Below are 12905 nucleotides of genomic sequence, written 5' to 3' on the forward strand. Positions count from 1 at the left end.
CTCCTAGGAATTCGAGCCCGGCGCCGGCGTAGCGGGCGCGGCCATGGACACCTGGCTCACGCCAAGGGTGTTGCGCGAGGTGCAGACGGGACCAAACGAGGTGCCGTTGCCGGCGATAGCGCCACCGGCGCCGTCCATGTACTTGTGCAGGATGCCGTGGTACAGCTGCGGATCGACCTTGGCGTACAGCGCCACGGGATTCGCCTCGCTGGGCTTGGCCAGCGCGCTGTAGTCAGCCAGGGTCAGCTGGCTCGACGAGGCGCGGACCTGCTTGACCCACGCCTCGAAGTCGAAGTTCGACACCGACTTGGCCTTGAACTTCATGCCCGAGAAGCCGCCGCCGCTGTAGTTGGCCGACATGCCGTCGAACGCGCCGGTCTCGCTGGCGATCAGGTGCAGCTTGGTCTCCATGCCCGCCATGGCGTACACCTGGCTGCCCAGTTGCGGAATGAAGAAGGAATTCATGATCGAATCCGACGTGATCTTGAAGTTCACGGGAGTGTTCACCGGGAACGCGATCTCGTTGACCGTGGCAATGCCCAGGTCCGGATAGATGAACAGCCATTTCCAGTTCAGCGCAACCGCCTCGATGGTGATCGGCTTGACGTTGGATTCGATGGGCTTATAGGGGTCCAGGTCGTGCGAGGACTTCCACGTGATGATGCCCAGCACCAGGATGATCAGGCAGGGAATCAGCCAGACCACGACTTCGATCCCGGTCGAGTGGGACCAGTCCGGCTCGTAGCGGGCCGACTTGTTGCTGGCGCGGTACTTCCAGGCGAAGGTGAAGACCAGCACGATCACCGGCACCACGACAAGCAGCATCAACCAGGTCGCGATCAGGATGATGTTTTTGACGTCGGCGCCAATCTGGCCCTTCGGATCTAGCACGGCCATGTTGCATCCGGCCAGCAAGAGCACGGCGGCGCAAGGCATTAGCCGCGTCCAACGCGGAAGTTTGGGTATCTTCATGTCACGACTGGTTGAGTTGGCCACGGCAGCGACGGCGCGGCGTGATTCTGCTGCCAGATGCGCGAGCAAGAGGCAGGCTTAAGGCTTGGGGGAAACTGGGTCAGATCCGGGTCAAGCGACCGGTGTGCCGGGGGACGCGCCGATCAGCGGCAGCCTGGCTTGGTCCTTGTGGGACGGATCAAAGTGGGACTGCGGCGGTCCACACAGGAGGACGTCGGCGTGGCGCGGCCCGGCGAGCTTGCCTGGTGGGCAAGCAGGGTGTTCGGGTGAGGTTCGCGGTACGTCAGACATCGTGGCCGCGAATCTACCGCATCGCAGCATTGAGGGTAAACCCGTGATATAGAACACACTGTTCGGAAAATCGGACAATGCAGCTTCTTCTGCCATCTCACAGGCAACACCCAACTAAGCCGAGACATTTTTGACTGCGGCAAGGTGTCGCAGGGGTGCGCACCCTTGAAAGCAGCTGCACAAACCGCAACGCGCGTGCGGTGAGCATTTCAGTGGGCAATGCGGTGGAAAGCAGGATGCCATGGACCTCCAAAACCTGCTTGCCGGCGCGTTGCGCCCGCCGCGGTTCTATGCAAATGCAATAACCTTCGTTCCCCTCCTCGCGCGATTTCGCAACCATAGGGCCGCATCCCAACCTCAGATCCTTGCTACCGCATCGTCGACTTCGGAGAACATCGCAATGCATCCTTTCCGCCAATGGCTACCCGTTGTCGGCCGCGCCCTGGCCATCGCCGCGCTGTCCTGGTCCGCCGCCGGCCATGCCGCCGACGCGTCGGTCCGCGTGGGCTACCAGAAGGCCGGCCTGCTGGCCGTGCTCAAAGCGCAGGGCTCGCTGGAGAAAAAGCTCGCCCCGCTCGGCTTCAAGGTGGAGTGGAAGGAATTCCCCGCCGGCCCGCAGTTGCTGGAGGCGCTCAATGCCGGCGGCATCGACTTTGGCTACACGGGCGCGCCGCCGGCAGTGTTCGCCCAGGCGGCGCGTGCCAACTTTGTCTACGTGGGCGCAGAGCCAGGCGGCAAGACCAACGAGGCGCTGTTCGTGCTGGAGAAGTCGCCGATCCGCTCGGTGGCCGACCTGCGCGGCAAGCGCATCGCCTTGCAAAAAGGCTCCAGCTCCAACTACCTGCTGGTGCAGTTGCTGAACAAGCATGGGCTGGCCCTGCAGGACATCCAGCCGATCTACCTGCCGCCCGCCGATGCGCGCGCCGCCTTCGAGAGCGGCAACGTGGACGCCTGGGTGGTCTGGGACCCGTACTACGCGCTGGCGCAGAAGGCGCTGAAGGTGCGCACCATCGCCGACTATGAAGGCGTGCCCTCCCCCTTCAACTTCTATGAAGCCGCCAACGGCTTCGTCAAAGCGCAGCCGCAAGTGGTCAATGCCATCCTGGAGCAACTGCGCACGACCGGCCTGTGGGTGGTGAAGAACCCCGGCGAGACTGCCGCCCTGCTCGCGCCTGCCGTGGGCCTGGACACGCAGGTCGTGGAGACCTGGCTCAAGCGCGTGCCGTACGGCGCCACCCCGGTGACGCCGGAGGTGATCGCCGCCCAGCAGCGGGTGGCCGACCTGTTCCATGAGCAGAAACTGATCCCCACCGCCGTCAAGGTCAAGGACAACGTCTGGCAGGCGAGCTTCCCCCTGGCCAGCCAGTAAGGGGCCAAGGCCCGAATCCGGGGCGGGCCCGCGCGGTCCGCCCCGGATGGCACACGCGAACCACGGCTGCTACCATGCCCGTTCCTGAGCGTATTCATTCCAACAAAAAGACAACGACATCATGAAAATCGAGACAATTGCCGTTCACGGCGGCTACTCCCCGGACCCCACCACGCGTGCCGTGGCCGTGCCGATCTACCAGACCGTCGCGTATGCGTTCGACAACGCGCAGCACGGCGCCGACCTGTTCGACCTCAAGGTGCCCGGCAATATCTACAGCCGCATCATGAACCCCACCAACGACGTGCTGGAGCAGCGGCTGGCCGCGCTCGAGGGCGGCGTGGGCGCGCTGGCGCTGGCGTCCGGCATGGCGGCCATCACCTATGCCATCCAGACCATCGCCGAGGCCGGCGACAACATCATCTCGGCCAGCCAGCTCTACGGCGGCACCTACAACCTGTTCGCGCACACGCTGCCCCTGTCCGGCATCGAGACCCGCTTTGCCGATGGCCGCAACCCGGCCGCCTTCGGCGACCTGGTGGATGCGCGCACCAAGGCGATCTTCGTGGAGTCGGTGGGCAACCCGCTGGGCAACATCGTCGATATCGCAGCCATTGCCAAGGTGGCGCATAGCCACGGCATCCCGCTGATCGTGGACAACACCGTGCCCTCGCCCTACCTGTGCCGTCCGTTCGAGCATGGCGCGGACATCGTCGTGCACTCGCTCACCAAATACCTGGGCGGCCACGGCAACAGCGTGGGCGGCGCCATCGTCGATAGCGGCAAGTTCCCGTGGGCCGAGCACAAGGCGCGCTTCAAGCGCCTGAACGAGCCGGATGTGTCGTACCACGGCGTGGTCTACACCGAAGCGCTCGGCGCGGCGGCCTATATCGGCCGCGCCCGCGTGGTGCCGCTGCGCAATACCGGCGCGGCGCTGTCGCCGTTCAATGCCTTCCTGATCCTGCAAGGCATCGAGACCCTGGCGCTGCGGCTGGACCGCATCACCGAGAACGCGCTGGCTGTCGCGCGCCACCTGAAGGCCAGCTCCAAGGTGGAGTGGGTCAACTTTGCCGGCCTGCCGGAGCACCCGGACCACGCGCTGGTGCAGCGCTACCTGGGCGGGCGCGGCCCCGGCATCCTGTCGTTCGGCCTGAAGAGCGGCGGCCGCGAAGCCGGCGCGCGCTTCCTGGACGCGCTGCAACTGTTCACCCGCCTGGTCAACATCGGCGACGCCAAGTCGCTGGCGACCCATCCGGCCTCCACCACGCACCGCCAGCTCGACGCAGCCGAGCTGAAGGCCGCTGGTGTCAGCGAAGACATGGTGCGCCTGTCGATCGGCATCGAGCATATCGACGACCTGCTGGAAGACCTGGAGCGCGCGCTGGCCGCGGCCTGAGGGGTGGCGGGGTAGCGCAGTAGCTGGCGTCGCAACGCGGCGCTCGCAACAAGAAGGGCCGGTGGCACATGGATGCCACCGGCCCTTCTTGTTTTCCGCCGCGCTGGCGATCGCTTAAGCCCGCCGCTTAAGCCCGCTTGGAAGCCCAAAAATGGGAAGCACAAACAAAAACGCCCACCAATGAGGCGGGCGCGAATCCAATTCCTTGGTGGGATTGGAGGAGACAGTTCAATCATAACCGCAATACGGGTTATCCCGCAACTACTACCCGATTGCGTATGCATATTCCGCAGCGCAACAGCCGTTGGCGTCACACGAACGCCTGCAAACCCACATACAGGCATATGCAAGTGCGTTATAAGACCATGCATTTTTACTCGTTCCTTGAACGTATGCACTTCCCTACAATGGGCATCCTTGCTTGCCGCCATCCCGGTAAGCCACGATGCACACAAACAATACGGGGAGCTTTAGATGAAACTGGGTTTCGGAATTCGACTGATTGCCGCGGTGCTCGCGCTCGGCGCGATCCAGACGGCCGGCGCGGCTGATCCGGACAAAAAGGAAATCCGCTTCGGCGCCACCGCTGGTCCCTACTCCGACCAGATCCGCTACGGCATCAAGCCCCTGCTGGAAAAAAAAGGCTACAAGGTCACTATCGTTGAGTTCAGCGACTACGTGCAGCCCAACCTGGCGCTGGCCGATGGCGCCATCGACGCCAATGCCTTCCAGCACGTGGCCTACCTGAAGAAGTTCTCCGGCGACCGCAAGCTGCAATTGTCGGAAGTCATCCAGGTCCCCACCGCCCCGATCGGCATCTACAGCCGCAAGCACAAGTCGCTGACGGAAGTGAAGCCGGGCGCGTCGGTGTCGCTGCCTAACGATCCGTCCAACCTGGCACGCGCCATCGCCATGCTCCAGCAGATCGGCTGGATCACGCTCAAGGCCGGCACCGACCCGATCCGCGCCAGTGAGCGCGACATCGAAGGCAACCCGAACAAGCTCAAGCTGATCCAGCTCGAAGCCGCGCAACTGCCGCGCTCGCTCGACGACGTGGACTTCGCCTTCGTCAACGGCAACTTCGCGCTGTCCTCCGGCCTCAAGCTAACCGAAGCGCTCAGCCTGGAAAAGATTCCCGACTACTACATGAACCTGGTTGCCGTGCGCACCGCCGACACCGGCAAGCCGTTCGTCAAGGACATCCGCGAGGCTTACCAGTCGCCGGAATTCAAGGCGACCACGCAGCAACGCTTTGCCGGCTTCCTGCCGCCGGCCTACCAGCGCTAAGCCAGGCCGCGCACCGATGGCGCGGCGCTGTCAGGGAGCCCCCATGCGGGGCTCTTTTTCTTTGACGCGCCATCATGCACATCGGCACGCACCGGCGCCGGCTTCTTCACACCTCCCCGCATAAGCAACTGCGGCATTCTTCGTTCCTTGCGGCATGGCTTTCGCCTACCCTCTTCCCCTTACAACTTGAAAGACACGCGGGGAGCGGCAATGACAAACGAACTCAACCAGCGGCGGCGGAGAATCGTTGTCAGCGGCATGCTGGCCGCCGGCACGGCCGGCGCGCTTGGCACGGCCTTGCCAGCACGCGCGCAGGCGCCAAAGCACACACTGCGCATCGGCTTCCAGAAATCGTCCACGCTGATGATCCTGCTGAAATCACGCGAGACGCTGGAGAAGGCGCTCGCGCCGCTGGGCGCATCGGTGCAATGGTATGAATTCACCTCGGGCCTGCCGCTGCTGGAATCCCTCAATATCGGCAACCTCGACCTGAGTGCGGACGTGGCCGACGCGGTGCCGCCCTTCGCGCTCGCGGCCGGCGCCAACCTGACCTACTATGCCATCGAGACGCCCTCGCCCGAAGCGCAGGCCATTGTGGTGCGGCAGGATTCGCCGATCAAGGAAATCGCCCACCTCAAAGGCCAGCGCATTGCCTTTGCCAAGGGCGCGGGCGCGCACTACCTGCTGCTCGAAGCGCTGGCCAGCGCGGGGCTGTCGATCCGCGACATCGAGCCCGCCTACCTGAGCCCGGCCGACGCGCGCGCCGCCTTCGAGCGCGGCAGCGTGGCCGCCTGGGTGATCTGGGACCCGTTCCTGGCGGCAGTGCAACGCCAGGCCAACGCGCGCATCCTGCGCGATGGCAAGGGGCTTTCGAGCTACCGGCGCTTCTACCTCGCCGCCACGCCGTACGCGCGAAAGCATGCGGACGTGCTGGCCGTGGTCTATGAAGAACTGCGCCGCGCCGGCGAATGGATCAAGCAAAACCCCGCGGCCGCCGCGCAGTGGCATGCGCCGCTGATCGGCCTGGACGCGCCCACGGTGGAAGCCGCCAACCGCCGCCGGACGTACCAGGTGCAGACGGTAGATGCGGCCTCGCTCGATGAGCAGCAGCGCATCGCCGATGCGTTCACCAGCCAGAAGATCCTGCCGCGCAAGGTCGTGGTGGCGGAGTCGCCGGTATGGCGGCGCGCTTGACCCTCGGGACCCTTCGCTTGCCGCCACGTTAGCAGTTGAAGGTCCGTGCGCACTGGCAGCGGAAAAGACACAGCGCTCTCACGCGCAGAACACGACCTCACAAAGACGAGAGGCCTCCACTTCGGAGGCCATTTTTTTTGCGCGAGGCAGGCTCCGTCCATGCCAACAGACGCACCACTTCGGTGCCAAACACCCGAAAAAACCGAGCATCCGGATATCCGAACAGCCAGATCGCGCTTCATCCGGATATCCGAATGGCGCTCTTCGCACTTTAAAAATAGGCTGCCCGATGGTCCTAAATTCGCCGGCAACAATGCCGTAAGAGCGAGCCAGGACCCTTCGCCCCCACCGCTCCAAAGGCTATCCGCCAGATGAGCCAAACATAAAAGATCCAACTATGCTGTCCTCCCTCCGCGCGCGCATCGTGGCCCTATCCGTGGCCATCGTCGTGGTGGCGCTCATCGCCAATGCCGTTATCAATCACGTGGTGGCCAGTTCGTACAACGACGACGCCATCGACAGCAACCTGGCCGCCGTGCAGAACGGCCACGTCGGCGCCATCGCCGACTGGGTGGCGAGCCACACGCAGATGATCGACTCGCTGCAGGACGCGGCAACGCAGCCCGACACCAACGCCGCCATCGCCGCGCTCAAGCAGGTAGGCAGCGCCGGCGGCTTCGTCATGACCTACATCGGTTTTCCCGACAAGTCCCACCGGTTTTCTGATACCGAAGGCCTGCGGCCCAATTACGATCCCACGTCCCGCCCCTGGTACAAGCAGGCCGTAGCCGCGGGCAAGCCGGTGGTCACGCCGCCCTACGTGGCCGCCAGCAGCGGCAAGCTGGTCGTGACCTTCGCCGTGCCCATCCTGCGCGACGGCGCGCTCAAGGGCGTGGTGGCCGGCGACGTGTCCATGGACAGCGTCATCGCCACCATCAAGGCCATCCACCCCACGCCTGCCAGCTTCGGCGTGCTGGTAACAAAGGACGGCAAGATCGTGGCCCACCAGGACGATAAGCTCACGCTCAAGCCCCTGACGGATCTGATGCCCGCGCTTGCCATCGACAAGCTCGCAGCGCTCGAAGGCGCCAAGGCCCCGTTGCAGGTCGATGTGGACAATGCGCCCAAGCTGCTGCGGGCGCGCGGCGTGCCCGGCACGGACTGGATTGCCGTGATCGCGCTGGACCAGGGCGAGGCGACCGCAGGCATGCGCTCCATGCTGATGGCATCGGTGTTCGTGCTGATCGTGATCGCTTGCGTGGCGGCCGCCATCGTCGCCGGGGTGACAGCGGTTTCATTCCGAAGGCTGTCGGTGATTCGCGACGCCATGCGGGATATCGGTAGCGGGGATGGCGACCTGACGCGCCGCCTGCCAGCCAATGGCTCCGATGAGGTGGCGCAGATTGCGCAGGCGTTCAACGCCTTCGCCGAGAAGCTGGTCAGCGTGATGCGCCAGATTCGGGATGCCAGTGCATCTGTACATGCGGCCGCTGACGAGATCGCGGCCGGAAACATCGACCTTTCGCGGCGAACTGAATCGGCTGCGGCGAGCCTGGAAGAGACGGCGGCGTCGATGGAACAGATCACCGCGACCGTGAGCCAGTCCGCCATGTCGGCCAAGCAGGCCGATGCGTCTGCGATCGCAGCCTCCCAGGTCGCTGGCAATGGTGGCGCCGCCATTGGCGAGGCCATTCAGACCATGAGCGAGATCGAGCGGGCTTCGGTCAAGGTGTCCGACATCATCGGCGTGATCGAAGGCATTGCATTCCAGACCAACATCCTTGCGCTGAATGCTGCGGTGGAAGCGGCGCGTGCCGGCGAGCAGGGCCGTGGATTTGCCGTGGTTGCCGGTGAGGTGCGCGGGCTGGCGCAGCGCAGTTCGCAGGCTGCGAAGGAGATCAAGACGCTGATCGAGACCACCGTCGACAGCGTGGTGTCCGGCTCCGGGCAGGTACGCCGCGCCGGAGACACGATGAATGCGATCGTCGGGAACGTGGACAAGGTGACCAGCATCATTTCCGAGATCACCAATGCGGCGCAGGAGCAGACCCGGGGCATCCAGGAGGTGAACCGGGCGGTCAGCCAGCTGGATCAGATGGTGCAGCAGAACGCGGCTCTGGTGGAGGAATCCACCGCGGCGGCCGAGGCGTTGCAGGGGCAGGCGGGCGCGTTGGCGGGGGTCGTGGGGCAGTTCAGGCTGGGGTGAGGTACTGGGAGCCCATGGCGGGCTCCCGCATCTCGGTGTTCTCCCCTCTGCCTGAATGGCACTATCACACACGCAGCATGAATTCCGCAAAGGCCTCCGAGTCAAGCGGGCGGCTGACTAGATAGCCCTGAATGGCGTCGCATCCGGCATCCTTCAACTCCGCTGCCTGGCCTTGGCACTCGACGCCTTCCGCGATTGTTCTCATTCCCAGCGAACGAGCGAGACCGACAATGCTGCGGATGATCGCAGACGCCTTCTCCGAATCGGCCAGCGCTCGAACAAACGACTTGTCGATCTTCAGGGTGTCGATGGGCAGTCGGACCAGATAGCCGAGACTGGAGTATCCAGAGCCGAAGTCGTCCAGCGATGTGGATATGCCGGCTAGCTTCAGCGCCGCGAGCACGGACGTTGCCTTCTCGATATCGCTCACCAGGCTGTCCTCCGTGACTTCAATGTCGAGCATTGCGGGGGACACGTCGTATGCCCTCGCGATACGGAGAATCATATCGGTAAGTCCCACACAGAGAAGTTGCCGAGCCGACAGATTGAGGCTGATCCGCGGTATGGATACACCCAACTGTCGCCATGCACCGATATGCTGGCAAACTGCATTGAGTAGCCATTCGACGAGGGCGCCTTCATATGGGGACTCAAGTAACACATCCAGGAATGCGTGCGGCATCAGCAATCCTCGTTCAGGATGACGCCAGCGAAGCAGCGCCTCAGCACCGATTGGTAAAGCATCCGCGAGTGCTATCTGAGGCTGGAAATGAAGCTCGAACTGGTTCGCGGCAAACGCCTCACGAAGATCCATGCGCAAGGCAAGGCGGTCACGCATGCCCCGATCGAGTGCGCCATCGTACGCGCGCACCTGAAATCGGCCAGATGACTTCGCTGCGTACATGGCCGTGTCGGCACGACTCAGCAATGCCTCGGCCGATTCCGGTGCTTCTCTCAGTAGCGCGATGCCAATGCTAGCCGACAGGCAGACGGATCTTCCGCATGCCCCGAATGGCATCGCGAGCTCACGGAGCACCGCATGCGCGAACGCTTCTGCCGCGTTCTCGGTCGTATTGCGTAACAGCAGGACAAACTCGTCGCCCCCTACGCGCGCGGCGAAACATTCAGGTTCGAGAATTGCGACTAGCCTTTTCGCAAAGCCGCGCAGCAGATCATCGCCGACAGCATGACCGAACGCATCGTTGACTTCCTTGAATTGGTCCAGGTCAATAAACAGCACAGCCAGGGAAGCACCCTGCGTAAAGCCTGGTGAAGCGGCCTCGGCGACCGCGCCTGATAGCGTTTCCATGCACTTGCGCCGGTTGGGCAAACCAGTCAGATAGTCGTGACTAGCTTCAAACTCCAACAGCGCCGCGTGCTCGTGTTCGCGCGTGACGTCGCGGAAGAGTACCGTAATGCCATCGTCGTGGGCAAATGAGCGAGCCTCAAACCAGGTGCCGAGCGGTGCGTAATAGTCAGTATGCCGACCGGGGAGTCCAGTTGCCGCCGTCTGCTGATAGACGCGGTAGTAGCCGGAGTCCACCAAGTCCGGGTAACACTGCCAGATGTCGCGCCCCAGCAGGTTTTGCCGCTCCTGCTGCAAGTATCGTTCGGCTGTATGGTTGAGATAGGTGAAGCGCCACGATCTGTCTATCGACATGAATCCGTCGCTCAGGCTATCAAGCAGGTCACCAAGGTGAGGCGGTGCGGGCTGTCGGGCGCCGGCATCTTTCGGGCGGGGAGGACAAAAGTCAGGCTGTCGTTCCATTTTGTTTGGGGCCATCTGTTCGCGTCGGACCCAAAGGCATCGCACGTGCGCAAACCGCGGGGTCATTGCATTCTAGCCGCGTTTGCCACCGCTACGAACATCGGGATGCGCTCGCGCCCCCCCGCCTTTCATGGGGAAGATGCAGCCCCCGCATGCTGGATCTCTACGCTCCATTGTCGCCAAGGCGCCCTGCCGTCTCCGGAACGATGAACGCACCCACCAGGTAGATGATGGTGACAACCGCCAGGAAGATGCCCAGCACCATGGGCAGTTCGGCCGGGGTGCTGGCGCACAGCGAAGCAAACGTCGGCATCATGCCACCGACGGCAAATCCGATATTCCATGACAGGCCGGTCCCCGTGGCACGGATGCTGGTGGGGAACCGTTCGTTCAGGAAAATGAGGATCGGGGCGAAGCCGCTGCAGCCCAGCATGGACAGCACCACGGCATACAGGCCGAGCGTGGTGGTGTCCGGCGCCGCCGGCATCCACTGGTAGAGCAACGGCAGCACCACCACGTTCAGCGTGCCGATCAACAGGAAGGCTCGCTTGCGGCCGATCATCGTACTGAGGTGGCCGGCAAGAATCGATGCCACGATCACACCCAAACTGCTGGCCATCAGGATGGCGGCAGACTCGCCAGCCGATGCCTTCACCACCACCTTGAGGAAGGTCGGCAGATAGCCGGAGGTCAGGTAGTAGGCGCTGCCACCGCCCACGGTGAGCAGGATGTTGACGAAGAGGACGCCACGGTACTGGCGGGAGAAGATCACGCGCAGCGGGTTCTCAACCGGCGCGGCATGCCCCTTGGCCGCCTGCAACTGCTTCCACAGCGGAGACTCCTCCAGCGAGTTGAAGATGAACAGGCCGAGCACCGAGCTGATGATGCCGGAGAAGAACATGCAGCGCCAACCCCAGGCATCGAACGCTTCCCCCGGAAACAGCGCGGTCATCGCCATGTAAGTAATAGAAGCCAGCAGTGCCCCGATACCCGCGCCACCGCCACCGACCAGCCCGGAGACGGCGCCGCGCCAGGATGGGGGCACCGATTCGGTACCGATGGTGTGGGTGGATGCCACCACGCCACCAACGAAGATACCCTGCACCAGCCGCAGCAGGATAAACAAGGCTGGCGCAAGCAGCCCCACCTGACCCACCGTAGGCAGCAGGCCGAACGCCGCCGTGGACAAGCCAACGCCAGTGACGGCAACGACCATCGCCCCCTTGCGGCCGTGGCGGTCGGCATAAGAGCCGAAGATCGCCGAGCCGAGTGGCCGCATCAGCAGCGTCACGGCAAACGACGCATACACCGCCGCCAGCGACAGCATCGCGTGCTCCGACGGGAAAAACAGCCTGCCGATCACGGGCGCCACGAACAGCAGGATGAACAGGTCGAACAGGTCCAGCGCCCATCCCATGCAGGACGCCGCCACGGCACCAAACACCTGGCGATTGTTCGCCGCTGGCAGCGCCTCGCTGATCGTCGCTGCACTCTTCTTTGCTACGGCTTCCATTGTTGTCTCCTTTGATTTGGATCTCTGCTTGGATCATTACGGCAGCTATGACGCGCGGGCGGTGCCTTGCCGGCGCGCCCGCGATTTCCATCAGCTGCCGCGGAACGCCGGCTTGCGCTTGCCGTGGAACGCTTGCACGCCTTCGCGGAAATCGTCCGAGCTGCGCAGGCGGCTATAGCAATGCCCTTCCAGCTCGATGGCGATCGACAGCGGCGCGTCCTCGGTGTCGTTGAGCAGCTTCTTGGCGGTGCGCTGCGCCAGCGGCGAGAAGCCGCGCAGCTCGTCGACCAGCGCATCGGTGGCGGCTTCCAGCTCGGCGTCTGCCACGCATTCCACGGCGATGCCCCACTCATAAGCCTGCTTGCCCGAGATGCGGCGCGAGCGCATCACGATGTCCTTGGTGCGGCCGATGCCCACCATCTTCTGCAGGCGCGCCGAGCCGCCCGAGCCGGGGATCTGGCCGAGCTTCTGTTCCGGCAGCGCGTACTGCGTGGTCTCGGTGGCGATGCGGAAGTCGCACGCCAGCGACAGCTCGAAGCCCACGCCAAAGCAGTAGCCGCGGTTGGCGGCAATCACCGGCTTGCTGCAGCGCGCCGGTGCCGCCACGTTCCAGGCCAGTTGCGAGACATGCTCGGGCGATGCCTCCAGGAATCCCTTGATATCGCCGCCGCTGGAAAAATGCTCGCCTTGCGAACGCAGCACGATCACGCGCACGCGATCGTCGGCATCCAGCGCTTCAATGACGGCACGCAACTGGTCGCGCGCTGCCATGGCGATCACGTTGTAGGGTGGACGGTGCAGGATGATGTCCGCACGCTCGCGCCCGGCATCGATCTCCACGGAGAAGCCGTCGAGTTGCTGGAGCCGCTGTTGGTCGGGATGGATCATCTCGATTGCCTGGGTCATGTC

The 12905-nt window shown here is 63.8% G+C and carries 9 protein-coding genes; 5 read left to right on the forward strand and 4 right to left on the reverse strand.

Features of this window, described 5'->3' with window-relative positions; all coding sequences use genetic code 11:
- Positions 1-3: 3 nt before the first annotated feature.
- Complete coding sequence (gene cyoA / locus AC1RQK_RS28140; RefSeq protein WP_492812481.1) at positions 4-972, reverse strand: ubiquinol oxidase subunit II; 969 nt, start codon at positions 970-972, stop codon at positions 4-6.
- Positions 973-1663: 691 nt separating this feature from the next.
- On the opposite strand from cyoA, the gene AC1RQK_RS28145 reads away from it, so the two are divergent.
- The 5 genes from AC1RQK_RS28145 to AC1RQK_RS28165 all read left to right on the forward strand — a co-directional run bounded on the left by AC1RQK_RS28145 (position 1664) and on the right by AC1RQK_RS28165 (position 8715).
- A complete protein-coding gene (locus AC1RQK_RS28145; protein ID WP_492375117.1) occupies positions 1664-2632 on the forward strand; it encodes an aliphatic sulfonate ABC transporter substrate-binding protein in 969 nt (322 codons plus the stop codon).
- 121 nt (positions 2633-2753) lie between these two features.
- Positions 2754-4028, forward strand: a complete 1275-nt coding sequence (locus AC1RQK_RS28150) for an O-acetylhomoserine aminocarboxypropyltransferase/cysteine synthase family protein (protein WP_492812483.1) — start codon at positions 2754-2756, stop codon at positions 4026-4028.
- Between the two features lie 474 nt (positions 4029-4502).
- Positions 4503-5315: a MetQ/NlpA family ABC transporter substrate-binding protein gene (locus AC1RQK_RS28155; protein WP_492375115.1), complete on the forward strand. Its 813-nt coding sequence runs from the start codon at positions 4503-4505 to the stop codon at positions 5313-5315.
- A 210-nt stretch (positions 5316-5525) separates the two neighbouring features.
- Positions 5526-6509 (forward strand): aliphatic sulfonate ABC transporter substrate-binding protein, encoded by a 984-nt coding sequence (locus AC1RQK_RS28160; RefSeq protein WP_492375114.1) that lies wholly within the window; start codon positions 5526-5528, stop codon positions 6507-6509.
- 397 nt (positions 6510-6906) lie between these two features.
- A complete protein-coding gene (locus AC1RQK_RS28165) occupies positions 6907-8715 on the forward strand; it encodes a methyl-accepting chemotaxis protein (RefSeq protein WP_492812486.1) in 1809 nt (602 codons plus the stop codon).
- Between the two features lie 64 nt (positions 8716-8779).
- Here AC1RQK_RS28165 and AC1RQK_RS28170 read toward each other — a convergent pair whose 3' ends face one another.
- The 3 genes from AC1RQK_RS28170 to AC1RQK_RS28180 form a co-directional block, all read right to left on the reverse strand.
- Positions 8780-10549 (reverse strand): putative bifunctional diguanylate cyclase/phosphodiesterase, encoded by a 1770-nt coding sequence (locus AC1RQK_RS28170; RefSeq protein WP_492812488.1) that lies wholly within the window; start codon positions 10547-10549, stop codon positions 8780-8782.
- Positions 10550-10646: 97 nt separating this feature from the next.
- Complete coding sequence (locus tag AC1RQK_RS28175) at positions 10647-11996, reverse strand: MFS transporter (protein ID WP_492812490.1); 1350 nt, start codon at positions 11994-11996, stop codon at positions 10647-10649.
- A 90-nt stretch (positions 11997-12086) separates the two neighbouring features.
- On the reverse strand, positions 12087-12902 hold the full coding sequence (locus tag AC1RQK_RS28180) for an enoyl-CoA hydratase/isomerase family protein (protein WP_492812492.1): 816 nt from the start codon (positions 12900-12902) through the stop codon (positions 12087-12089).
- Positions 12903-12905: the final 3 nt, after the last annotated feature.

The sequence above is a fragment of the Cupriavidus sp. GW822-FHT02D05 genome, assembly GCF_058802485.1.